The organism is Halomonas sp. DP5N14-9 (assembly GCF_019802175.1).
GTDB classification, from domain to species: Bacteria; Pseudomonadota; Gammaproteobacteria; order Pseudomonadales; family Halomonadaceae; genus Halomonas; species Halomonas litopenaei.
In genome coordinates this window covers 318,329-341,660 of the sequence record NZ_JAHVHR010000020.1, presented here as the reverse complement: position 1 = coordinate 341,660, position 23,332 = coordinate 318,329, and the positions used below count along the sequence as shown (strand labels likewise).

At 64.7% G+C, this 23,332-nt stretch carries 16 protein-coding genes; 8 read left to right on the top strand and 8 right to left on the bottom strand.

The window, feature by feature from the left end; translation table 11 throughout:
* The first annotated feature begins 44 nt into the window (after nucleotides 1-44).
* On the top strand, nucleotides 45-1,040 hold the full coding sequence (locus tag KUW00_RS12690) for a cation diffusion facilitator family transporter (protein ID WP_222569210.1): 996 nt from the start codon (nucleotides 45-47) through the stop codon (nucleotides 1,038-1,040).
* A gap of 101 nt (nucleotides 1,041-1,141) precedes the next feature.
* Here the strand turns inward: KUW00_RS12690 and KUW00_RS12685 are convergent, their stop codons facing one another.
* Nucleotides 1,142-2,791: an FMN-binding glutamate synthase family protein gene (locus KUW00_RS12685; protein WP_108450109.1), complete on the bottom strand. Its 1,650-nt coding sequence runs from the start codon at nucleotides 2,789-2,791 to the stop codon at nucleotides 1,142-1,144.
* Between the two features lie 401 nt (nucleotides 2,792-3,192).
* Between KUW00_RS12685 and KUW00_RS12680 the strand changes: the two genes are divergently transcribed.
* The 4 genes from KUW00_RS12680 to KUW00_RS12665 all read left to right on the top strand — a co-directional run bounded on the left by KUW00_RS12680 (nucleotide 3,193) and on the right by KUW00_RS12665 (nucleotide 8,139).
* Nucleotides 3,193-3,399, top strand: a complete 207-nt coding sequence (locus KUW00_RS12680) for a cold-shock protein (protein WP_045994373.1) — start codon at nucleotides 3,193-3,195, stop codon at nucleotides 3,397-3,399.
* A gap of 282 nt (nucleotides 3,400-3,681) precedes the next feature.
* On the top strand, nucleotides 3,682-5,451 hold the full coding sequence (locus KUW00_RS12675) for an SLC13 family permease (protein WP_222569209.1): 1,770 nt from the start codon (nucleotides 3,682-3,684) through the stop codon (nucleotides 5,449-5,451).
* A 273-nt stretch (nucleotides 5,452-5,724) separates the two neighbouring features.
* Nucleotides 5,725-6,387 (top strand): alpha/beta hydrolase, encoded by a 663-nt coding sequence (locus tag KUW00_RS12670; RefSeq protein ID WP_108131499.1) that lies wholly within the window; start codon nucleotides 5,725-5,727, stop codon nucleotides 6,385-6,387.
* Between the two features lie 186 nt (nucleotides 6,388-6,573).
* A complete protein-coding gene (locus tag KUW00_RS12665; protein WP_222569208.1) occupies nucleotides 6,574-8,139 on the top strand; it encodes a sensor domain-containing diguanylate cyclase in 1,566 nt (521 codons plus the stop codon).
* Nucleotides 8,140-8,452: 313 nt separating this feature from the next.
* On the opposite strand, the gene KUW00_RS12660 is transcribed toward KUW00_RS12665, so the two are convergent.
* From KUW00_RS12660 to KUW00_RS12635, 6 genes are all read right to left on the bottom strand, one after another.
* Nucleotides 8,453-9,856, bottom strand: coding sequence for a PhoH family protein (locus KUW00_RS12660; RefSeq protein ID WP_124802560.1), 1,404 nt, complete (start codon nucleotides 9,854-9,856; stop codon nucleotides 8,453-8,455).
* 491 nt (nucleotides 9,857-10,347) lie between these two features.
* On the bottom strand, nucleotides 10,348-10,713 hold the full coding sequence (gene nirD, locus KUW00_RS12655) for a nitrite reductase small subunit NirD (protein ID WP_222569207.1): 366 nt from the start codon (nucleotides 10,711-10,713) through the stop codon (nucleotides 10,348-10,350).
* Nucleotides 10,714-10,799: 86 nt separating this feature from the next.
* Nucleotides 10,800-13,367, bottom strand: a complete 2,568-nt coding sequence (gene nirB, locus KUW00_RS12650) for a nitrite reductase large subunit NirB (RefSeq protein ID WP_124802556.1) — start codon at nucleotides 13,365-13,367, stop codon at nucleotides 10,800-10,802.
* A complete protein-coding gene (locus tag KUW00_RS12645; RefSeq protein WP_222569206.1) occupies nucleotides 13,367-14,680 on the bottom strand; it encodes an NAD(P)/FAD-dependent oxidoreductase in 1,314 nt (437 codons plus the stop codon). Before KUW00_RS12645 ends, nirB begins: the two co-directional genes overlap by 1 nt.
* A gap of 300 nt (nucleotides 14,681-14,980) precedes the next feature.
* A complete protein-coding gene (locus KUW00_RS12640) occupies nucleotides 14,981-16,075 on the bottom strand; it encodes a CmpA/NrtA family ABC transporter substrate-binding protein (protein ID WP_124802552.1) in 1,095 nt (364 codons plus the stop codon).
* Nucleotides 16,072-16,671 carry an ANTAR domain-containing response regulator gene (locus KUW00_RS12635; protein WP_045994380.1) on the bottom strand — a complete coding sequence of 200 codons (600 nt, stop codon included), beginning with the start codon at nucleotides 16,669-16,671 and terminating at the stop codon, nucleotides 16,072-16,074. The genes KUW00_RS12640 and KUW00_RS12635 overlap by 4 nt, the downstream gene beginning before the upstream one ends.
* Nucleotides 16,672-17,417: 746 nt before the next feature.
* On the opposite strand from KUW00_RS12635, the gene KUW00_RS12630 reads away from it, so the two are divergent.
* Together KUW00_RS12630 and cobA are read left to right on the top strand one after the other, a co-directional pair.
* Complete coding sequence (locus tag KUW00_RS12630) at nucleotides 17,418-20,264, top strand: nitrate reductase (protein ID WP_124802550.1); 2,847 nt, start codon at nucleotides 17,418-17,420, stop codon at nucleotides 20,262-20,264.
* Between the two features lie 70 nt (nucleotides 20,265-20,334).
* Nucleotides 20,335-21,210 (top strand): uroporphyrinogen-III C-methyltransferase, encoded by an 876-nt coding sequence (gene cobA / locus KUW00_RS12625; protein ID WP_124802548.1) that lies wholly within the window; start codon nucleotides 20,335-20,337, stop codon nucleotides 21,208-21,210.
* Nucleotides 21,211-21,232: 22 nt separating this feature from the next.
* Here cobA and KUW00_RS12620 read toward each other — a convergent pair whose 3' ends face one another.
* On the bottom strand, nucleotides 21,233-22,159 hold the full coding sequence (locus tag KUW00_RS12620; protein WP_124802546.1) for a LysR family transcriptional regulator: 927 nt from the start codon (nucleotides 22,157-22,159) through the stop codon (nucleotides 21,233-21,235).
* 199 nt (nucleotides 22,160-22,358) lie between these two features.
* Here KUW00_RS12620 and KUW00_RS12615 point away from each other — a divergent pair, with 199 nt between their 5' ends.
* A complete protein-coding gene (locus tag KUW00_RS12615; protein WP_124802544.1) occupies nucleotides 22,359-23,324 on the top strand; it encodes a TAXI family TRAP transporter solute-binding subunit in 966 nt (321 codons plus the stop codon).
* The last annotated feature ends 8 nt before the right edge of the window (nucleotides 23,325-23,332 follow it).

Below are 23,332 nucleotides of genomic sequence, written 5' to 3'. Positions count from 1 at the left end.
TGCTAGCATCAAGGATGAGGAACGCGTCTTCCCGGGAGACTCCCATGGTTCATGAACATCGAACGACCGAAAGCGCCCCAGCGGACGGCTCTGCTCACCAGCACGCTGAGCGAGACCAGCATCGGCACGATCCGCTCGGCCATGACGCGCACCGCCATGGCCATGGCATCGGCCATGTGCACACCGACAGCCAGCGTCGGCTGGCCTGGGGCATCCTGCTGACCGCGTCCTTCATGGTGGCCGAGGTGATCGGAGGTGTTGTCTCCGGATCGCTGGCACTGCTGGCCGACGCAGGCCATATGCTCACCGACAGCGCTGCCCTGATATTGGCCTGGTTTGCCGCCCGCCTCAGCAAGCGACCTGCCGACGACGCCCGCAGTTTTGGCTATGACCGGGTGCAGATCCTCGCCGCCTTCGTCAACGGCTTGACCCTGATCGCCATCGTGGTCTGGATCTCGATCGAAGCGGTCCGCCGCCTGCTGAGTCCGGTCGAGGTGCTGGGGCCTGTCATGCTGACGGTGGCGGTGGCGGGACTGCTGGTCAATATCGTGGTCTTCGTGATTCTTCACGGCGGCGATCGCGACAATCTGAATATTCGCGGTGCTGCGCTGCACGTGCTGGGCGATCTGCTCGGTTCCGTTGCGGCGATCGTTGCCTCGCTGGTGATCATGGCGACCGGATGGACGCCGATCGACCCGCTGCTGTCGGTGCTGGTGGCGCTGTTGATCCTCAGGAATGCCTGGACACTGACGCGCCAGAGTGGGCACATCCTGCTGGAAGGCGTTCCGGAATCCCTGGACATCGATGCCATGAAGCGGGCCGTCGTCGAGACGGTACCGGCGGTATGCGACGTTCATCATGTTCACGCCTGGTCGCTGACACCCGGACGGCATCTGGTGTCGATGCACGTCGGCGTGCGCTCGGGAGAAGACCACCAGACAACTCTGGTGGCAGTGCGGGAGGTGCTGACCCAAGGGTTCGATATCGAGCATGTCACGATGCAACTGGAAGAGGTGGGGGACTGCGTCGATCATCGCTGAGCAACACCACTGCATGAAGTCAGGCAGGCGCAAGGCAAGCCGAAAGGGAAGGGGGGGTGGCCGCCCCCCCTGGAGGCAGGGAGGGCGAGGATGGCCGGCGACTAGAGAAGCTTGGTCTGTCGCAGACTGTGCAGGGCGCAGGGGGCATCGAAGCTGTTCGCATCTGCCAGATCCCAGAACTCACGATACAGCGGATGGTTCTTGGCGCCGCCCTCCAGCAATTCCTTGGGTGCCAGGCTGTCGATCAGGCTGATGTAGGGCAGCGCCTTGCCATTGGAGAGGCGCCTGATGATGTGTTCGGGGCCAAGTTCGCTGGGGTGATGCAGCCCAGCCGCCTCCAGCATCTCGCACAGGGCGAACTTGGTATTGGCGTGGAAGTTCTTCACCCGCACCGACTTGTCCTCGACGTCCAGGCGGTTGCCGCGGGCCTTGTCCTGGGTGGCGACCCCGCTGGGGCACTGGTCGTTGTGGCAGCTCTGGGCCTGGATGCAGCCCAGCGAGAACATGAAGCCACGGGCCATGTTGACCCAGTCGGCGCCCAGCGCCAGCGTGCGGGCGATGTCGAAGGCGCTGATGATCTTGCCGCTGGCGCCGATGCGAATCTCGTCGCGCAGTCCGGCGCCGACCAGGGTGTTGTGGACCAGGATCAGGGCGTCATTGAGCGGCATGCCGAGGCGGTTGATGAATTCCAGCGGTGCGGCGCCGGTGCCGCCCTGGCCACCGTCGACCACGATATAGTCGGGGCGGTCGCCGCATTCCAGCATGGCCTTGACCATGGCGAACCATTCCCAGGGATGGCCCAGGGCCAGCTTGATGCCCACCGGTTTGTCGCCGGACAGGGTGCGCAGCTCCTGGATGAAGTGGATCATCTCGCAGGGGGTGGAGAAGGCGGAGTGCTTGGCCGGCGAAAGTACGTCCTGGCCTTCGGGCACGCCGCGGGTCGAGGCTATCTCGGCGGTCACCTTGGCCCCCGGCAGGATGCCGCCATGGCCAGGCTTGGCGCCCTGGGACAGCTTGATCTCGATCATCTTCACTTCGTCACGACGGGCATTCTCCTTGAACTTGTCGCGATCGAATCCACCGTCGTCGCGACGACAGCCGAAGTAGCCGGAACCGATCTGCCACACCAGGTCGCCGCCGCGCAGGTGGTAGGGCGATATCGCCCCTTCCCCGGTGGTGTGGTAGAAGCCCCCGAGCTTGGCACCTTCGTTGAGGGCGCTGATGGCATTGGGCGACAGGGCACCGAAGCTCATGGCGGAAATATTGAGCACGCTGGCCTTGTAGGGCTTGGCGCGATGCTCGCCGACGACCACACGGAAGTCATGATCGGTGATCTCCACCGGTGACAGTGATGGCCCCATCCACTCGTAGCCGGGGGCGTTCATGTCCCGGAGCGAGCCGAAGGGCTTCTTGTCGATGGTGCTCTTGGCCCGTCGATAGACCAGCGAGCGCTGCTCGCGGGAGAAGGGCGACTCGAAGGTGTCCGCCTCAATGAAGTACTGGCGGAACTCGGGCCCGATGGATTCCAGGAAGTAGCGAATATGCGCCAGGATCGGGTAGTTGCGACTGACCGTGCGGCGACGCTGGACGATGTCATAGGTGCCCAGCGCGGTCAGCGCGCCAAACGCCAGCACCCCCGTCAGCCACCATAGTGACGCCAGTAGCCCGAGCAGGCTGACGATCAGGCCGGCGACGGCGATGTAGTAGGCGCCGAAGCGGGTCGAGGCGTGGCGTGAAAGGTACGAGGCCATGTCGTTCTCCCTGAGTCACGGTTTTCTTGTGTTCTTTACTCATGCAAGCACATTACCTGTCACCGGCATAGGGCACGCGGCACCGGGTGACGACCAGGCACAGTGGAGCAAAAGGCGGAGGCATGGCTCAGGCGGGAGGCCGTGCTCAAGGCGGCCGCCGGCCAGTCGTGAGGTGCAGCAGCAGGTGACTGCAAAGCGTCATCGTCTCGTAACCAAGTGCAAATAGTGTTTGACCTGAGCGCCAAGACGGCGCATGCTGCTCGCAGTTGGTTAGCAAGTTGAACGTCTCAGAGGTCATCGAAGCATCCTGGCGACGATGTTCCGGGGGAAGGTTTCTTGTTTTACCCACTGCAACTCGGGTATCTCCCGGTAATGTATATACGCTAGTCGAGGATTCGATCATGGCAACTGGTACCGTCAAGTGGTTCAACGACACTAAGGGCTACGGCTTCATCTCTCCGGACGACAACGGTGACGACCTGTTCGCTCACTTCTCCGAGATTCAAGCCGACGGCTTCAAGTCCCTGCAGGATGGCCAGAAGGTCTCCTTCGAGGTGACTCAGGGCAAGAAAGGCCTCCAGGCTTCCAACATCAAGGTCATCGACTAAGTCGATCGCTTGATGGCCGCTCAGGCGGCATGATGCATCGCACTTGATGCATGGAAAAGGCTCGCTACGGCGGGCCTTTTTGCATTTCTGATGTGTCGTTCTGCGCCCCGGGTGGGGGCCGGTAAAGGACACCCGCAAACGGGGTGAATCTCTCGCAAAGGCGCTGTGGCATAGGGTGAAGGCCTTATATGCCTGAAAGAGATAAAAAAATAATACATTGTAACTATTTAGAATAAGGTGAGGGAGGCACAATAGGCTGATTCTCTTCAGCAAGGCCACCTCATGTCGCTGGATGCCTGGATCGCCCTTTCCGTTGCCTGTGCCGTCTTCCCGTTGATGGCGCTGACCCGTCTCGGCCCCGACATGGTGCTGATGGGGGCTCTTGTGGTGCTTCTGAGCCTTGGGGTCATCGACGCCGAGCAGGCGTTGGGCGGTTTTTCCAACAGTGGCCTGTTCACGGTCGCCTTCCTCTACATCCTGGTCGCCAGTCTGCGTGATACCGGTGGTATCGATCTGATCATTCGTCACGTGCTGGGACGCCCCTCCGGCGAACGTCACGCCTTGTCACGCCTGGTGTGGCCCGTCACCGCCGTCAGCGGGCTGCTCAACAACACGCCGGTGGTGGCCACCTTCATCCCTGCGGTGATCAGCTGGGGGCGTCGCTTCTCGATTGCCCCGCAGTTGTTGCTGATGCCGCTGAGCTTCGCTTCGATCCTCGGCGGCACCGTCACCCTGATGGGTACCAGCACCAATCTGGTGGTGCATTCGCTGATGCAGGAGCGCTTCCCGGACCTCCACCTGGGGCTGTTCGAAATCGCCTGGGTGGGCGTGCCCATGGCGCTGGTTGGGGTCGTCTACCTGCTGGTAGTAACGCCTCGTCTGCTGTCCAGGCGCCCCGGCAGCGAGGAGGCCTTCGCCAACCTGCGCGAGTTCACCATCGAAATGGAAGTGGATCCGCAGGGGCCGCTGGTCGACCGCACCGTCGAAGAGGCCGGGCTGCGGCATCTTTCCGGGCTCTTCCTGGTGGAAATCGAACGCGGTGGCAATGTGGTCAGCGTGGTGGGGCCGGGTGAACGTCTCAAGGGCGGGGATCACCTGGTCTTTGCCGGCACCACTGAGGGGGCCGTGGAATTGCAGCAGATGCGCGGTCTGAGGCCATCCCGTCCGGGGGAGTCGCATCTTGAGAAGGAGTTTCGCGAGCGCCGCCTGGTGGAAGCGGTAGTCTCCGACCAGTGCCAGTTCATCGGGCAGAAGATTCGCGACGGCCATTTTCGCACGCTCTATGGCGCCGCTGTGCTGGCGGTCTGTCGTGGCGGGCGCAGGGTGGCGGGTAGCCTCGGACAGATTCGTCTGCAACCCTCCGATGTGCTGTTGCTCGAGGCGCGCCCGGCCTTTATCGAACGTCATCGACAGTCTCAGGACTTCCTGTTGATCAGCCAGGTCAATGGTCAGGCCAGGCCAGCCTTCGATCGAGCGCTACGCGCCTGGGCGATCCTGGCGACGGTGGTGGTGCTGGCCTCCACCGGACTGATGAGCATGATGAACGCCGCCATGCTGGGCGCCACGGCAGCCCTGTTGAGCGGCTGTGTCAGCGTCCGCAGTGCCCGTCGCGGCATGGACACCCAGGTGTTACTGACCATCGCCGCATCCTTTGGCCTGGGCGCCGCACTGCAGACGTCCGGGGCAGCAGATGTGGTGGCCCGTGGGCTGCTGAGTGTCGTCGGCGACAGTCCCTGGGCGCTGCTGGTGGGCACCTACTGTGTGGTAGCGCTGCTGACCTCGCTGGTGACCAACAATGCCGCAGCGGTCATTACCTTCCCCATCGCCATGGCTGGGGCCGAGAGTCTCGGCGTCAATCCCTTGCCCTACGTGGTCGTGGTGATGTTTGCCGCATCGGCCAGTTTTCTCACCCCGATTGGCTATCAGACCAATCTGATGGTCATGGGCCCCGGTGGCTACCGGGTTCAGGATTACCTCAAGCTCGGCGGCCCCCTGAATCTGCTGACCGCGGTGGTGGTGCTGGTGCTGACACCCTTTTTCTGGCCGTTCTGAGGCTTGTCTGAAAAGTGCCTGCACTCGGTAATACGGCGTTAAAAATCGGCTGGTGCGCCAGCCCGGTCAACATACTCATTTACACCCCGTAAACTGCGCTGTCTCACCGATTTTTGCCTTGTCTAACCTTCGCTCGTCGATTTTTCAGATTAAGCCTGAGACCCCTTGTGTGCTTCTCGGTAGCCGGGTGACTTCACCTGTTTGGCTCGTCCCCTCTGGCGCATTGCGGTAGGCTAGGAGGTTGTGCTTTGCAACATAGACTGAGATCTGCCCATGAGCGACAACGACCAGCTGGTCATCGAGCCCCGAGGCGAAGCGGACGCCTGCATGATCATTCTTCACGGCCTGGGAGCGGATGGACGTGACTTCGAGCCGGTGGTGCCCATGCTGCCAAGGCCCGGTTACGCTCAGATCCGATTTATCCTGCCCCATGCACCGCGCCTGCCGGTCACCATCAATGGTGGCATGGTCATGCCCGCCTGGTACGACATTCTCGAGATGAGCCTGGACCGTCGGGTGGACGAGATGCAGCTGCGGCTGTCGGCCGAGCGGATCAAGGGCGTCATACAGTCCCAGATCGATGCCGGCATCGACAGCCGACGTATCCTGCTGGCCGGGTTTTCCCAGGGTGGGGCCGTTGCCTACGAGGCCGCCTTCAGCTTTGACAAGCCGCTGGGCGGTCTGCTGGCGATGTCCACCTACTTCGCCACCGCGAACTCGATCGAGCTGAACGAGGCCAATCGCGACCTGAGGGTGGAAATCCATCACGGCAGCATGGATCCGGTGGTACCCGAATCCCTGGGCCGAGCCGCCTTCGCTCGTCTGGAGGAGCTTGGCTATCACACCGTCTATCGTCAGTATCCCATGGCTCACGCGGTCTGCCCGCAGCAGATCGGGGATATCGGCGAGTGGATGAGTGAGCTGCTGGGACAGTGAGTCCTTAGGCTGCTTTGCTCAGCCTGCGAACATGAGACTTTTCATCCTGCGAAGGAAGTCTGGTTCTTCTAAGCTTTTTTCGTACAAAAAATTAAGAAAAAGCTTACGGGATGCAGGGTGATGTCTGTATGGAGGTTTTTCCGTCGCGACAAGACAAAGGCTGAGAGTGGCACACCCCCACAGACCATGACGGTCAGTGATGGGGAGTCGGGGGCCGAGGCCCTGCTGGGCGCCGCGCCGGGGGCCGCCTTGTTGCTGGACCATGAAGGAACCATCGTCTGGGCGAACGCTCGTCAGTGCAGTGAACTGGGCAAGTCTCTGGCTGACATCAGGGGGCTGCGCCTGACCGATGTTCATTGCAGTACGGCAGCTGAGACACTGGAGCTGGCCCTTGCGCGTTGTCGCGAGGGGGGCGGGAGCTGGGAAGGCGTGGTGGCCTGTGACGGGGTTGGTCGTCTACGTCACCTTGGTACCAGCATCCACCCGGTGTCGTGGTGCGCTGCCCGCTGGATGCTGATGAAGCACGACGTCAGCCGGCTGCAACTGCAGGCGGCGTCAGCTCAGCGACTGAGCCGCACCATTGAAAGCCGCATGGCGAGGCTCCCGGGAGTGGTGTTCCGGCTGCGCCAGTCGCCCGGGGGAGGCTTGTCGTTTGACTACCTGGGACCTGGCTTCGAATCCCAGACGGGGCTTTCTCGTCAAAGCGCCCTGGAAGACGTCGAGGTCGTGCTTTCCAGGCTGGACGAAGATGCGCGTGAGCAGTTTATGCTGGCGCTTGCCCAGTCCCTGGTCAGCCTTACACCCTGGCACCTGGACATCACCCTGGGTGATGCTCAGGAGACCGTCGCGGAAGGTCAGCGCTGGTTCGAGGCCAGGGGCACGCCCCAGCGATTCGATGACGGCACCGTGGTCTGGGATGGCCTGCTGCTGGATGTGACCCAGCGCAAGCAGGCGGAGTCGCGTGTCGCCAAGCTGGTCAGCACCGATGTCCTCACCGGCGTGATGAATCGCCGTGCCTTCCTCGAGGCAGGAGCGCGGGTACTCGCCCGATTGCGGCGCCGTGGCGAGCCAGCGGTGCTGGCGATGCTGGATCTTGACCATTTCAAGTCACTGAACGATGCCTACGGCCACGCCGCCGGGGACATGGTGCTGAAGGCTTTCGCCGATACCTGTCGTCTGAGCCTGCGCCCCTATGACCTGCTGGCGCGTATCGGGGGCGAAGAATTTCTGGTACTGCTCGGTGACGTTCATGCCGAAGACGCCTGGGACATACTGGAGCGTCTTCGAAGCAACGTGGAAGCATCGACCTTGAAGGTCGACCGTCGTGCCCTCAAGGTAACGGTGAGCATGGGAGCCATCTGTGTCGGGCAGGACGAAAGTCTCGACATGGCCATGCGGCGTGTGGACGGAGCGCTCTACGATGCCAAGCGTGCCGGTCGCAACCAATTGAAGGGCCTCCTTCCTGAGTATGAACGCGATAACCTCGCGTTGGGCAAGGCCCTGGCATCATCCACCATCTACAAGGAGATCGAGATGGCGTTGAGCGAAGATCTGCGGATCCCCAAGCCCTGCCCGAACTGCGGCAGCTACAACATGCGAGTCCCCAGCACCAAGAATCCCGATGAAAAGGTGCACTGCGCTTCCTGCCAGACCTACGTCTGCCTTTACGCCGAAGCGGAGGAGATGATCGAGAAGACACCCAAGAGCGAGTCCGAGGAACTGATCGAGAAGGCCATGAACCGGGACAAGTGAACGTGTCAGCTCCGGGCCGAACGCCAGCGCCCCTGCCTTTTCGGGCGGGGGCGCTTTGGTTTCGTTTGGGGGGAGGTGCTACAACAGCTCTTCGCCGGCCAGGGCCAGGCGCGAGCGCTCGACGCTCTTCAAGGTGTCTTATGAAGAGCTGGCCGGCATGTGGCCAGCTCTTGACGGTACTGTAGTGACGGTGTTGTCGGGAGCGTACCACCGCCGCCATGCCATGTCGGCTGTCTAGACGCCAGCGCCCCCGCCTTTTCGGGCGGGGGCGCTTTGGTTTCGTTGGGGGGCGCTTTCGTTTCGCCGGGGGCGCTTACAGCAGCTCTTCGCCGGCCAGCGCCAGGCGCGAGCGCTCGACGCTTTTTAACGTGACGTGGCCGGCATGGGGCCAGTTCTTGAAGTTCTGAACCACTGCGGCCATGCCGCAGGTATTGGCGGTGAGGTAAGGGGTGTCGATCTGGCCAACGTTGCCCAGACAGACGATCTTGGTATTGCGTCCTGCTCGGGTGATCAAGCTCTTCAGCTGCTTGGGCGTAAAGTTCTGGGCCTCGTCGATGATCAGGAAGGTGTCGTTGAGGGTTCGCCCACGCATGAAGCCCGGTGCCCGGATCTGCACGCGTGAGCCCAGCAACTGGCGCGTGGCGTCCTGGTTCCACGTCGAACTTCCGTCATGTTCGTCGCGCAGCAGGTTATCCATGTTGTCGTGGAAGGCGCCCATCCAGGGCGACATCTTTTCCTCTTCGGTGCCGGGCAGAAAGCCGATGTCCTCGCTCATCGAGATCGGTGCCCGGGTGAACACCACTCGTTCGAAACGCTTGGTGTCCAAGGTCTGCTGGAAGGCCGCGGCCAGGGTCATGAAGGTCTTGCCGGTACCGGCGCTGCCGGCCACCGTGACCAGGTCCACGGCGTCATCCATCAGCAGGTTCAAGGTGAAATTCTGCCGGCTGTCGTGGGCGTGTACCCCCCAGACGCTGGCGCCGTGGCGATAGTTGGTCAGAAGCTCCAGGGTGGCCTGGTGGGGGGCGAGTTCGCGCACGATGGCCTCGAAGCTGGCCTCGCTGTCGGCGTCGGACACCAGCATGCCCAGGTGCCAGTGCTGAGGAATCTCACCACTCAGGCGATAGATGACACGGTCATGGTCGCGCTCGACCTTGACGTCCAGCGCCATGGCGTCCCATAGGCCACGGCCGGCGTCCTCATACACGGCGACACCGTCGGTCATGGCGTCGGAGTCATCGAAGGCGCGGTCGGTCAGGTAGTCCTCGACCGGCACGCCGAGGGCCGCGGCCTTGACCCGCAGGTTGATGTCCTTGGTGACCAGGATCACCGAGGCGTCCGGGCGTTCCTGACGCAGTCGGCAGGTCTCGCCGAGCAGGCGATTGTCGGGGCTGTCTTCGAGGTTGTCGGGCAGGGTGAGGTCGGAGTAGCAGAGCAGTCGTAGTCGGCCATCTGGCCCGCTGACGCGGGTGATGGGAATTCCTTGGCGGATCTGGTCGATGTCGACGTTGGCGGTCAGGTCAGAGAGGGTCCGGCTGACTTGCCGGGCGGTGCGGGCGATTTCGCGGATGCCATTCTTGTGCTTGTCGAGCTCCTCGAGCACGGTCATGGGGATAACCACTTCGTGCTCTTCGAACTGGTAGAGGGCGCTGGGATCATGGATCAGTACGTTGGTGTCCAGCACGTACAGTCGGGTGGCCTTCTTGTCGATGCGTACCATCGGCACAGCTCTCCTGATTGTCACCTTGGGCGTCAACATGACGCCTTGATGTCGACACTCTCAGCGCGCGATGTCAGGAATGTGACAGCCGCCAAGGTGTCGGATTGCACACGATAGGCTCCTCCTGTGGCCATGAAACGGTTCTCAACCGGTTCTCAATCGGTTCTCAAACCCTTGGGCTGGTTGGCCGTTCCTTGCAGCTTGTCCCGCTGTGGCGCAAGACGTGCTGCCAACGGCGCTTCTTTACATTGGACCCTGTTTCGGTCCAGCGGTGCCCTTGAGTCAAGCATGGACGATGACAAAAATGCTGCAAGGGCGAAGTGTCAACGCTGCGCTATCAGGTCAACTCTTCGATCAACTTTCCCGTCACCACGAGGCCCGTCACCACGAGGCCGGTCAGCAGGGAGTCGGCGGCGAAGGTCAGCGCGCCCGAAAAGGCGGTTCCTGCCAGCTTTGACGGTGGAAAGCCCCGTGCCGGAATGCTGCAGCGCTCAGGGCGCGATCATCACGCTGTCCTGATCGAAGGCCACCGCCCAGGTACGCAGCGAGACGCTGTCGTCTTCCACGCAACTGCCGTCTTTCAGGCGAAAGTGCTGCTTGTACAGGGGAGAGGCCACCACTGGCTCTCCCTGGATGTCGCCGACGATGCCTCGGGCCAGCACATTGGCCTTGGCGATGGGGTCGTGGTGGTCGATGGCGAACAGTTCCGGGCTATGCCCGGGCAGGTAGAACAGCGCCACCTGGGCGGGGCCCTCGGCGCTGTCGATCCAGGCGGCGACACCGGAGAAGGGCACCAGGTCACTGCGCTGGCACAGCGGTATCCAGTCCAGCGAACGGCTGATGGAAGAAGCGGTCATGGAAAACTCCTTGTGGCGTTGTTGGCGGCCCGTCTCGTGACGAGGTGTGGTCACGAGGGCGGAAACGGTGGTTGGCTGAGGCTTGCTCAGGCTGGGCGGAGCTGACCGCGCTCCTCGGTGACGATGATGTCCGGGTCGGGACGGCTGTCGTTGACGTAGCTGCGAAAGCGCTTGAGCTTGTCCGGATCGGCCAGGGCGCCCGCCCACTCGCACTCGTAGGTATCGATGACGTGCTGCATCTGGCGTTCGAGCTCCTCGCCGATGCCCAGACTGTCGTCGAGCACCACCGCCTTGAGGTAGTCGAGGCCTCCCTCGAGGTTTTCGCGCCACACAGAAGTCCGCTGCAGTCGATCGGCGGTGCGTACGTAGAACATCAACAGACGGTCGATGGCCTGGATCAGGGCCTGGTCATCCAGGTCGGTGGCGAACAGCTCCGCATGACGCGGACGCATGCCGCCGTTGCCGCAGACGTACAGGTTCCAGCCATGCTCGGTGGCGATGACGCCGATGTCCTTGCTCTGGGCCTCGGCGCACTCGCGGGTGCAGCCGGACACCGCAAACTTGAGCTTGTGCGGCGAGCGCAGTCCCTTGTAGCGATGCTCGAGTCGCAGCGCCATGCCGACGCTGTCCTGGACGCCGTAGCGGCACCAGCTGCTGCCGACACAGGATTTCACCGTGCGCAGCGACTTGCCGTAGGCGTGTCCGGTTTCGAAGCCAGCGTCGATCAGTTCCTCCCAGATGGCCGGCAGGTCCTCGAGACGTGCGCCAAACAGGTCGATGCGCTGGCCGCCGGTGATCTTGGTGTAGAGGCCGTACTTCTTGCCCACCTGGCCCAGCACGATCAGCTTGTCCGGGGTGATCTCACCGCCGGCGATACGCGGCACCACGGAAAAGGTGCCGTTCTTCTGCATGTTGGCCATGAAGGTGTCATTGGTATCCTGCAGCGGGATATGCGCCGCGTCGGTGATCGGTTCGTTGAAGCAGGAGGCCAGGATCGAGGCCACCGCCGGCTTGCAGACGTCACAGCCGAGACTCGGCGCCCCGTCGTCCAGGATGGTGCCGTGTCGGGTCATCAACTCGCTGAAGGTCTTGATGCCCTCGACCCGGACGATATCGAAGAGCTGCTGGCGGGTGTGGGCGAAGTGCTCGCACAGGGAGGTGTCGACTTCCATGCCGCGGGCCGCCAGTTCATGGTCGAAGACGTTCTTGAGCAGCGCCGCACAGCCGCCGCAGCCGGTACTGGCCTTGGTCGTCCCCTTGACCGCGCCGAGGTCCTCGCAGCCGGCGTCGATGGCGGCGCTGATGGCGCCCTTGGTGACGTTGTGGCACGAGCAGATGGTGGCACTGTCCGGCAGGGCGTCCGGGCCCAGCGCCGGCGCCGGTTCGCTGGAGGGCACGATCAACGAGGCGGGGTCCGCCGGCAGATCCAGGTTATTGGCGTAGTACTGCATCAGGCTGTCGTAGGCGGAGTTGTCGCCCACCAGCATGGCGCCGAGCAGGCGCTTGCCGTCACCGGAGACCACCAGCTTGCGATAGACCTGCTGGATCTGGTCGAAGTATCGGTACTGCTTGGCGCCGGGATGGCGGTTAGCGTGGGCGTCGCCGATGGCCCCCACGTCGACCCCCATCAGCTTGAGCTTGGTGCTCATGTCGGCCCCGGTGAAGGTCGAATCGCCACCGCACAGGGTGTCGGCCGCGGCCTTGGCCATCTGATAACCGGGGGCGACCAGACCGAAGATGCTGTTGTTGTACAGCGCGACCTCGCCCACCGCGAGGATGGCGGGATCGCTGGTCAGGCAGTGGTCATCGATCACCACGCCGCCACGTTCGCCGATCTCGAGCCCGCACTCGCGGGCCAGCTCGTCCCGGGGGCGTATGCCGGCGGAGAACACGATCAGATCGGTCTCCAGCACCTTGTCGTCCTGAAATACCATGCGCAGACGGCTGGCTTCACCGGGGACGATCTCGCGGGTCGCTCTTTCGGTCAGCACCTGGACGCCCAGGCCCTCGATCTTTTCCTTGAGCAGTTCACCGCCTTGCTCGTCCACCTGCATCGGCATCAGACGCGGGGCAAATTCGACCACCGCGGTGTCCAGGTCGAGGCCGCGCAGGGCGTTGGCGGCCTCCAGCCCGAGCAGTCCGCCCCCCACCACCACGCCGGTATTGGCGGTGGCGGCGGCGGCGCGAATGGCGTCGAGATCGTCCAGGGTGCGGTAGACCAGGCAGCCCTCGCGATCATTGCCGGGAATCGGCGGGACGAAGGGGAAGGAACCGGTGGCCAGCACCAGACGGTCGAAGTCGAGGTAGCCAGCGTCGGTGTGAACGCGCCGTGCATCGCGATCGATGGCGGTGACCGCCTGGTGCAACTTGAGCTCGATGCCGTGCTCGGCGTAGTAGTCGGCGGTGGACAGCGCCAGGGACTGGGCGTCGCGGCCGCTGAAGTACTCCGACAGGTGCACTCGGTCGTAGGCCAGATGACGTTCCTCGCCGAACACCACGATGCGGTAGCGGCGGTGCTGATCACGTTCGACCAGCTGCTCGACCAGGTGGTGACCTACCATGCCGTTGCCTACCACGACCAGGGTGGGGCGGGTATCCGTGGCGTCGCTGTCGGGAGCATTGTGTGCGGCGAGATTGTGCTTTGTGCTGGACATCAGGCGGCATCCTGTTCGGTGGTCGATGGGTCGGTGTCGGTGGTGGCGTCGTCCGCCAGCAGGGCCTCGGTATCGGCCTGGCCCAGCAGCAGCGAGTGGCGCGCTCGGTCCAGTCGCTGGCCTTGCTCGGCGAGCCGGAATAGCCAGGGGCCCATGCGGGTATCGCCGTAGAGCACGGCGCCCTCGAGTAGGCCGTCGCGCAGCAGCAGTCGGCGGTATTCGCCCTGGTCGCGATAGCTGAGGACCTCATGTCCGTCCTCGGCCTCGGTGGGGCCGAAGGCGTACAGCGAGACGCCGGAAACCTTGAGCTTGGTGGCGCAGGCGCGTTCGTGGTAAGGCGCCGAGGGCTCGCCGCACAGGCGACTGGCCAGTACCTCGACCTGATGCCAGATCGGCTCCACCAGGCCGTAGGTGGTGTCCTCGAACTGGCAGCATTCGCCGAGGGCAGAAATGTCGGGGTCCGAGGTGGCCAGGGTGTCGTCGACGACGATGGCGCGATCGCAATCGAGCCCCGCATCCCTGCCCAGCTCGGCGTTGGGGGTGATGCCGGCGGCGATCACCACGCAGTTCGCCGGCAGCAGGCGCTCGTCGTCTTCCAGGCGCACACCGACCACCTGGCCGTTTTCATCGCCGACGATCGCGGCCAACCGCGCCCCGGTCTTCAGATGGATGCCGCGGCCTTCGATTTCGCTTGCCAGCATGGTGCTGGCGGTGGCGTCCAGCTGCCGGTTCATCAGGCGCGGTGAGCGTTGCAGCACGCATACCTGCATGCCTCTGGCGGCGAGGCCGGCGGCGGCCTCCAGGCCCAGCAGGCCACCACCGACCACCACCGCCGCGCCGCCAGCCTTTGCTGCGTCGGCCAGGCGCGCCGCATCGTCCAGATCGCGAAAGCCCGACACGCCCGTCAGAGTGATGCCGGGGATCTGTGGCATGGCGCTGCGCGAACCCAGTGCCAGCACCAGGTGGTCGTAGGGGATCACCTCGCCGTCGTCGCACTCGACCAGGCGCCGGGTACGATCGATCCGCTCCACCCGCGCGCCCAGGCGCTGATCGACAGTGACGGCGGAGTCATGCGGCGGTGTCAGCGTCAATCCATCCTGCTCGACATCGCCGGCCAGCCAGCTCGACAGCAGAATGCGGTTGTAGGCCGCGTGCGGTTCGGCACCGATCACGGTGATGTGTCGTGGGGCACCACTCTGGGCCGCCAGGGTCTCGATCAATCGATGCGCGGCCATGCCGTTGCCGACGATCACCAGGTGGGGAAGACGTGCGTCGTCAGACCTCGTCGGCGAAGACGAGCCGGCCTGGGTCATTTCGGAACGGGACCTTGAGTCAGGCAGGCCTGAGGAACGGGGCCTGGAGTCAGAAGGACCAGTGGAATAAGGCATCGCATGGGCTCCAAAAACGCCAAAGACGTCTCTCACACCTCCGGCGTCGGAGGGTGAAGAGACGTCTTTGTCTAGTGTCGGTGCGATCGCCGTTGACCGCCGCCGGCATTCGCCGGCACTTGCTACAGGCTATCCAAGTTTCATGCCTGTTTTACGTTTTGTGCAGGTAAAACAGCCTGTTGGTGCAGGCACTGGTGGCGGGCGTCAGCACCGGTCAGGCAGGGTTCAGGGCGTGTCGGCACCGTACTGGTGCGTGGCGGCGTCGTAATGCACAGCGCTGTAGCACTCCTCCAGGGTGGCGGTGTCGAGCTGTCGCCCGCGAGCCTCGAGCAGCGGCGACAACCGCTGGATCAGCCCCTCGAAGTCGGCCGTCAGGGGGCGCAGTCGCTCACCGATGCAGGGGTAGCCCGGGGCGGCTTCCAGCGGCAGCTCGTCGAGATGGCCTACGGCTTCATCGAGGTAGGGGGGCAGTGCCAGCCAGGCCAGGGTCTGGCGTCTGGCCTCAGGCGCCTTGTCCAGCCACAGGGCGGCGGCCTGGAGGGCGCGCAGCAGCGCGGACAGGGTATTCGGGTAGCGCCGCGCCCAGGAGGCCGTCACCCCCAGCACCTTCTCGGGATGCGCCGGCATCAGTTCTGCACCGCTGGCCACCACTCGACCCACCTGACGATGCTGGGCCAGGCTGCCCCAGGGCTCGCCGACGCAGAAGCCATCGATCTCGCCTTCGCGCAGGGCGTCCACCATGCGCGGGGGCGGCAGCGCGACCAGTTCGACCTCGCTGTCGACGTCGATGTCGCCGCGGGCCAGCCAGTCACGCAGCAACAGGTGCTGGCAGGAGTAGGGGTAGACCATGGCCAGGCGTGGCCGGGTGCCTTCTTTCAGCGAGGCCTTGAAGCGTCGGGCCAGTTCGCTGGCCGCGCCGAAGGCGCCGGGCTCCCCGTTGTCGACCGAAGCGCCGACCGCATCGGCCAGGCGGCGAGACAGCACCAGCGTATTGCCCTGGCGGCTCAGCACCGCGGCGGCCAGGGTGTCACAAGGCGCGCGGGACAGCCCCAGGCTCATGGCCAGCGGCATTGGCGCCAGCATCTGGGCGCCGTCAAGCAGGCCGGCGGCGACCTTGTCGCGCAGGGTGGACCAGGCGTTCTCGCGTGACAGGCTGACCTCGACCCCCTGGGCGGCGAAGAAGCCGCCTTCCCGGGCGATGATCAACAGCGCAGCATCCAGCAGTGGCACGAATCCCAGGGTCAGGCTGGCGAGCTCGGGTGGATGCGGCGCGCCAGTTCTGGACGTGCTGGCCGCGTCAGAAGACAGCGATGGACTCATGATCCCTTCTCCAGTGGCTTGAGGATGTCGATGACGTTCTGGGCGACCTGTGCGATGCGCTGGCCGCGGTCCATGGCCAGCTTGCGCAGCATGCGGTAGGCCTGTTCCTCATCGCAGCTCTGATGCTTCATCAACAGGCCCTTGGCCTGTTCGATGCGCTTGCGGTCGGCGAGCTGATTGCGTGCCTTGTCGAGGTCGCGGCGCATTCCCTGAAAGGCTTCGAAGCGGGCGATGGCGACATCGATGACCGCCTTGACGCGGTTGGCCGCCAGACCGTCCACCACATAGGCGCTGACGCCGGCCTTCACCGCCGCCTTGAGCGATTCGGGGTCGTGCTGGTCGGCGAAGAACACCACCGGTCGAGGGTTTTCCCGCTGCAGCAGCGCCATGCTTTCCAGGGTGTCCCGGTCAGGCGATTCCATGTCGATGATGACCACGTCGGGTTGATGCTGCTGCACCATGTCGTTGAGGCTGGCCGGGCTTGACAGTCGGCAGACCACCTGGTGTCCGTCCAGCGCAAGCGCCTCTTCGACCATGGCGGCGCGCACTATCTCGTCGTCGACCAGCAGGACCTTCAAGGTGTCGTGTTCGGGCATGGGCGTGGCTCGATGATGCTGTCGCTCGATAGAGCTCGAGTCGACATGATGAAGGGTGCACCTTGGGTGCCTCTGCACCTGTCAGCGCAAAAGGCGTTCCATTTTCGATCTTGTCGTTTTCTGTCAGGGAGATAACCCCCTGCAAAGCCGCCGCCGTGCCCCCGCAGATATGCCGGGCAGGCGCTCGCGCACCGAAAGGGTGCGTAAACGGTGGCCTCTATCGTTCGTTGTGGTGCGAGCCTGGGGTCTGTCAGACGTCTTCTCGCCACCATCGCCTGGGCAAACGTCAGAAAAAACGTCGTGGCTTCAATTGGCTGGCACCAGCATTCCACACTGCAGGGGGCGATTATGGTGTTCTGGCACAGGGTTTGCTTTGGTTACTGGCAAAGCTAGTGCCGTTGTTGGTGCCATGGGCATCACTAAGCCGAGCCAGATGACTACGTCGAGCCCGATCACTAGGCCGAGCCAGATCACTAGGCCGAGCCAGGAAGGGTCCCGACGCTGGTGGCGGGTGGGCCGGTCCGACAACTCGTCTGCAACGGGCGCTAGCACACACGAAATCCAGCGCGGGATTTCATCCGGCAACGACGCCCATCTCCTCGAGCCTCGCTCGACGGGATGGGCGTCGTGCGTTTGGGCCGCAGCAAGACCCGACCGATCAAGGCCCGGCCGCTAGCGGAGCGATGATCTGCCGATGAGATGCCGACGATATGCCAAGGCAGCAAGATGGCCCAGAGGAGAGCGCGATGACCCGGACGGATAGCGACAGCACGGAGATCGACAGCGGTGCTGGCGGCGAGGCCACAGGCACCACCTGTCCCTACTGCGGGGTCGGCTGTGGCATCGAGCTACGTCGCGATGGCGAGTCGGTCACCCTCCAGGGCGATCGGGATCACCCGGCCAACTTCGGGCGCCTGTGCGTCAAGGGCTCGGCCCTGGCGGAGACCCTTGGCGTTCAGGGGCGCTTGACGCGACCCAGGGTGGACGGTCGCGAAGCCGACTGGGACAGCGCGCTGGACGCCGTGGCCGAGCGTCTCGGAGCGATTGCCGAGGGCAGCGGTCCAGAGGCCATCGCCGGCTACCTGTCCGGGCAGCTATTGACCGAGGACTACTACGTCGCCAACAAGCTGTTCAAGGGGTTTCTCGGAACACCGCACCTGGATACCAACTCGCGGCTGTGCATGGCGTCGGCGGTGGCGGCCTACAAGCGCACCCTGGGCGCCGACGCCGTCCCCTGCAACTACGAGGACCTGGAAGAGGCCGAACTGGTGGTGCTGGTGGGGTCCAATCTGGCCTGGAACCATCCGGTGCTGTATCAGCGGCTGCGTCTGGCCAAGACCCGCAATCCGCTGATGCGGGTCGTGGTCATCGATCCTCGGGTCACCGACAGCTGCGAGATCGCCGATCTGTACCTGGGGCTGCGCCCCGGCAGCGACGCTTTGCTGTTCAATGGCCTGCTGGCCTGGATGGCCCGTCGCCAACGGCTCGATGAGGTCTATCTGAAGCGCCATGTGGACGGCGCCGAAGAGACGATTGCCGCCGCCCTGGACGAGGCCTCGGACATCGAGGCGGTGGCGGCGGCCTGCGATCTCGACGCCGAGCGCCTCGAGACCTTCTACTACTGGTTTGCCACCCAGCTGCACGTGGTCACGCTTTACTCCCAGGGGGTCAACCAGTCGACCAGCGGCACCGACAAGTGCCAGGCCATCCTCAACTGCCACCTGGCCGGCGGCAAGATTGGCCTGCCCGGCGCCGGTCCCTTTTCCATCACCGGCCAGCCAAACGCCATGGGCGGGCGCGAGGTCGGCGGACTGGCCAACCAGCTGGCCGCCCATATGGACTACCACACCCCGGGCGCCATCGAACGGCTGACCCGCTTCTGGTCGACCGAGGCGCTGGTGCCGACGCTGCCCCGGGAGCCCGGCCACAAGGCGGTCGAACTGTTTCAGGCCGTCGAGCGCGGCGACATCCAGGCGCTGTGGATCATGGCCACCAACCCTCTGGTGAGCCTGCCGGATGCCGACCGGGTACGCCGCGCCATCGAGCGCTGTCCGCTGGTGATCGTGTCGGAGTGCATGGCCGACACCGACCTGGTGGAACTCGCCGATATCGTGCTGCCGGCCAGCGGCTGGTCGGAAAAGGACGGTACCGTCACCAACTCCGAACGGCGTATCTCGCGCCAGCGCGGGCTCCTGCCGCCGCCTGGCGAGGCCCGCCACGACTGGTGGATCCTGTGCCGGGTGGCCGAGCGCCTGGGCTTCGGCGAGGCCTTCGCCTATGACCACCCCAGCGAGATCTTCGACGAGCATGCGCGCCTGTCGGGCCTCGACAACCAGGGACGGCGGGCCTTCGATATTTCCGGGCTGGCGGGGCTGTCCCGGGTCGAGTACGACGATCTGGCTCCGATCCAGTGGCCGGTGACGGCAAGCGCACCACGAGGCACCGCGCGGCTGTTCGAAAGCGGCCGCTTCTACACCGAGAGCGGTCGGGCCCGGCTGTGGCCGGTGAGCGCCCGGGCGCCGCGCCAGGCGACTGATGCCGACTTTCCGCTGCGGCTGAATTCGGGGCGGGTGCGCGATCAGTGGCACACCATGACCCGTACCGCCAGGGCCAGCCGACTGATGAATCACCGCTCCGAGCCCTTCGTCGAGGTCCACCGGGATGACGCCGAGGCCCTGGGGCTGTGTGACCAGGGGCTCGCCAGGATCCGCTCGCGCAGCGGCGAGATGCGCGCCCGCGTCAGGGTCTCTGCCGCCCAGCGCCGTGGGGAAGTGTTCGTGCCCATCCACTGGACACCGCGCTTCAGTCACTCGCCACTGGCGGGGAGCCTGTTCGCCCCGGACGTCGATCCGCTTTCTGGCCAGCCGGAGACCAAGCATGGCGCGGTGGCGGTCACGCCGCTGCAGCACGCCTGGGAGGCGACCCTGGTGGTTTCCCGGGCACTGGCCCAGCAGGGACCGCCCGAGGGTTCGGGCCTGGCGGCCCGGGTGGTCGAGGGGACCAACTACTGGACGCGGGTCCCGCTGGCCTCGGCGGAGCGATGGCAACTGGCCGGTGAGCCGATCGAGCCAGGGGGGGGTGAGAAAGGGGGGGGTGAGAAAGGGAGCGTCGAGAAAGCGGGCGTCGACCGCGATTGGCTCGACTGGGCCGCACGCCAGTTGCCGGGGGAGCTGGGCCCGGTGGCCCAGGACCCGGCCAGTGGTCGCTGGCGCCTGGCGGGGTTCGAACAAGGACGCCTGTGCTGGTGGCTGATGGTTGGCCCGGTCAGCGAACTGCCGGGGCTTGGCTGGCTGTGCGAGCGCTTCGACGAGGCCGCGCGTGGCGAGGCCATGGGGCAGCAGCATCGGCGGCGAGTGCTGGCGGCCTGTCATGACGGCGCCGCCGACCAGGGGCCGATCGTGTGTAGCTGCCATCAGGTGGGGCGTACCCCGATCCAGCGGGCGATTCGTGCCGGCGACGACAGCGTCGAGGCGCTCGGTGCGCGGCTGGCCTGTGGCACCCAGTGCGGCAGTTGTATTCCCGAATTGAAGAGTCTGGTGGAAGAGGAGAAGAGCCGTGGTCGCATCGAGCGCGCACAACCCCAGTCGGCCTAGAGACCGGCAGGGTCACCTTGCTGAAGCGGGGACGAAGCCTTGGCTGGCACGTCGTCTGGACGGGCTGTCGATGCTGCTGGGGCGACTGGCAGGGCAAAGCCAGCATTTGGCCGACCGGCTGGCTTCCCTGTCCGCTGCCAGCGGCGCTGGCCATCGGTCAGGCGGCGCTGTTGGCCGGGTCGCGCTGGTGGGGGCTGGCAGCGGCGCGGGTGAACTGCTGACGCTCAAGGCGCTGGATCGGATCGAACACGCCGACGCGGTGGTCTACGACCGCCTGGTGGGGCCCGAGGTACTGGCGATGATTCCGGCCGGTGTCGAGCGCCACTATGTCGGCAAGGCCAGGGGCCACCACAGCGTCGATCAGGCGCAGATCGGCACCCTGCTGGTGGCGCTGGCGCGCCAGGGCAAGGCGGTGGTGCGCCTCAAGGGCGGCGATCCGGGCATCTTTGGACGCCTGGGGGAAGAACTCGACGCCCTCGACGAGGCCGGCATAGCGCGTGAGATCGTGCCCGGCATCTCGGCGGCGGCCAGCGCCTGCGCCGCCATGGGGATTCCGCTGACCGATCGCGGCCACGCCCAGAGTCTTCGCCTGATCACCGCCCAGCAGTGTCGCGAGGGGGGCGAGCCGGACTGGGCATCGCTGGCCCGACGCGACGAGACCCTGGTGTTCTACATGGGGCTCAACAAGCTTGGAGCGATTACCCGTGGCCTGCGTGGCGCAGGCCTGCCACAGGACTGGCCGGTGATGCTGGTGGCCAACGCCAGTCTTCCTGAGATGGCCTCGTTGGTGGGCACCCTTGGCGATATCGATCAGCGCCTGGCGGAGAGCCCCCTGCCATCCCCCTGCCTGATCATCGTCGGCGGCGTGGTGTCGCGGGTAGCGGCAGGCGCGGCGGCAACGGCTGCGTTGCAGACTACACGAGGGGCCAGCGACGCCAGTTGCTAGTGGCTGGCGACCTGATCGTGGCTCAGGGTTCAGGCTCTGCTTTCAACGTCGACGGAGCCTCTGACCGGGCAGCCTCTTGAAGCATGTCTCTCAGCGCTGATGCGGCGGCGGACAGCGGCGCACGGCGGCGGTAGAGAATGCCGAGCCGACGTGGCAGGCATGGCGATACGAGGACACGGTGGTCCAGGCCCACAGGGGAGATCAGGCGCAGGCTCAGGGAGGGCAGCACACTGATCCCCAGTCCCGCCGCCACCATGCGACCCACCGTGGCGAGTTGCCCCGCTTCGCACTGCAGGTCCAGTGACCCTCCGATGTCGGCCATCACTCGATCGATCTCCTGGCGAGAGCTGGATTGGCGGTGAATGCCGATGAACGGATGATCCATCAAGGCCCGCCAGGGGACCCTGTCCAGCGCCAGCAGGGGATGCCCCAGGGGGCAGATCACCACATTGTGATCAGAGACGATCGGCTGAAAGTCCAGGTCATCGGCGCCCTGGGGCTCGACCGACAGGCCGAAGTCAGCACGCTCTTCCCGAACCAGAGCGGCGACCTCATCGGCGAGAACGTCATGCAGGCTCAGCTTGATCTGAGGATAGCGGCGGCGAAAGTCGGCGATGACACCAGGCAAGAGCCCGCCGGCCAGGGTCGGTAGTGCCGCGACGGTGATCTTGCCGCGGCGCTTGGAGAACGTGGCTTCCAGGTCATCGAGCGCATCTTTCCAGTCACCCAGCAGGCGCAACGCCACCGGAAGAAAGTCTCTGCCTTCAGGCGTCAGCACCAGCTGACGAGCGTCGCGGCTGAACAGCAGACCACCTACCTGGGATTCCAGATTGCGCAGGGCAATGGAGATCGCCGGCTGTGAGCGATGCAGTCGTTCGCTGGCCTGGGACAGCGAGTGAGACTGGGCCACGGCGACAAAGGCCTGCAACTGCTGGATGCTGGGTTTCATAAATTTATTAAAACGTTTCCAAAAAACTATTCAATAGTCAAAAGGTGGTGTCGGGACCATGCTCAGGATGTCGCCTTCCCACAGAGACAGGCGAATGGCTCGTGGCGGCGTTGGTCCACAGCGCCGGTCCACTGTTCAGTTCCGCGAGCCCTGCAACACGGTCAACAACAACATGCCCTTTGAAGGGCTGGAGAACGCCATGAACCGCCGAGTGACCCTGTGCGCGGCCGCCGCCGCGATGATCGCCACATCCTCCGTCTACGCCCAGGACCGATTGCTGATCGGCTCCACGTCCAGTTCCTCAAGCCATTACGGCTACTTTGTTGCCGTCAACCAGATCATCAACGAGCACCTGGAGGGCGTCAGTTCCTCGGTGGCCGAGACCGGCGCCACGGTCGACAACTTGCGTCGCCTGAGCCGCGATCAGGTCGACATGGGGCTGGTCACGACCAACACCGGCTATCAGGCCTATTCCGGCACCGGCGAATACGCCTCTCGGCCGGTCGATACCCGTCTGTTGTGGGTCTACACCGTGGCGCCCCAGAACGTGGTGATGCGTCAGGACGCCGGCGTCGAGGATCTCGCCGGTCTGGACGGCGTTCGCTTGAACCCGGGGATTACCGGATCGTCCACCGAGGCGACCTCCGAGGCGGTCTTCGCCACCCTCGGCATCGAGCCAGACTATGTTCGTGGGTCCACCAGCGACGTGGTGGACTCGATCAAGGATGGGCGCATCGCCGGCTACGTAAAGTCTGGCGTCGGCGAACGCCTGGACGGTTCCAGCCTGGATATCGCGACCTTCACCGACGTCGCCGTGCTGTCGCTTGATCAAGCCCAGGCCGACACACTGCGCGAACAGATGCCGGAACTGGCGGTGGTGGATATCCCGGCGGGTGCTGCTGAAGACATTCCTGGTTACACCACCTGGGCGTTTGGCGTCGCGGTCCATGCCTCTCCGTCACTGGACGAGCAGACTGCCTATGAGATCGTCAAGGCGGTGATGGAGAACCCCGAGCCTCAGGTCAACGCCTTTGGCGCTCTGGAAGGTGCCGATATGGCGCAGATGACCCTGACGGTTGGTAGCGTGCCGTTGCACGCCGGTGCCGCGCGCTACTACGAAGAGCAAGGGCACGCGATTCCCGAAGCGCTGACCCCCGCCGACTGATCGAGGCC

Bases quoted from the DNA above. Each gene is read 5' to 3' on its own strand.
- KUW00_RS12690 (WP_222569210.1), top strand. From the start codon at position 45: ATGGTTCATGAACATCGAACGACCGAAAGCGCCCCAGCGGACGGCTCT.
- KUW00_RS12685 (WP_108450109.1), bottom strand. From the start codon at position 2,791: ATGGCCTCGTACCTTTCACGCCACGCCTCGACCCGCTTCGGCGCCTAC.
- KUW00_RS12680 (WP_045994373.1), top strand. From the start codon at position 3,193: ATGGCAACTGGTACCGTCAAGTGGTTCAACGACACTAAGGGCTACGGC.
- KUW00_RS12675 (WP_222569209.1), top strand. From the start codon at position 3,682: ATGTCGCTGGATGCCTGGATCGCCCTTTCCGTTGCCTGTGCCGTCTTC.
- KUW00_RS12670 (WP_108131499.1), top strand. From the start codon at position 5,725: ATGAGCGACAACGACCAGCTGGTCATCGAGCCCCGAGGCGAAGCGGAC.
- KUW00_RS12665 (WP_222569208.1), top strand. From the start codon at position 6,574: ATGACGGTCAGTGATGGGGAGTCGGGGGCCGAGGCCCTGCTGGGCGCC.
- KUW00_RS12660 (WP_124802560.1), bottom strand. From the start codon at position 9,856: ATGGTACGCATCGACAAGAAGGCCACCCGACTGTACGTGCTGGACACC.
- nirD (WP_222569207.1), bottom strand. From the start codon at position 10,713: ATGACCGCTTCTTCCATCAGCCGTTCGCTGGACTGGATACCGCTGTGC.
- nirB (WP_124802556.1), bottom strand. From the start codon at position 13,367: ATGTCCAGCACAAAGCACAATCTCGCCGCACACAATGCTCCCGACAGC.
- KUW00_RS12645 (WP_222569206.1), bottom strand. From the start codon at position 14,680: ATGACCCAGGCCGGCTCGTCTTCGCCGACGAGGTCTGACGACGCACGT.
- KUW00_RS12640 (WP_124802552.1), bottom strand. From the start codon at position 16,075: ATGAGTCCATCGCTGTCTTCTGACGCGGCCAGCACGTCCAGAACTGGC.
- KUW00_RS12635 (WP_045994380.1), bottom strand. From the start codon at position 16,671: ATGCCCGAACACGACACCTTGAAGGTCCTGCTGGTCGACGACGAGATA.
- KUW00_RS12630 (WP_124802550.1), top strand. From the start codon at position 17,418: ATGACCCGGACGGATAGCGACAGCACGGAGATCGACAGCGGTGCTGGC.
- cobA (WP_124802548.1), top strand. From the start codon at position 20,335: ATGCTGCTGGGGCGACTGGCAGGGCAAAGCCAGCATTTGGCCGACCGG.
- KUW00_RS12620 (WP_124802546.1), bottom strand. From the start codon at position 22,159: ATGAAACCCAGCATCCAGCAGTTGCAGGCCTTTGTCGCCGTGGCCCAG.
- KUW00_RS12615 (WP_124802544.1), top strand. From the start codon at position 22,359: ATGAACCGCCGAGTGACCCTGTGCGCGGCCGCCGCCGCGATGATCGCC.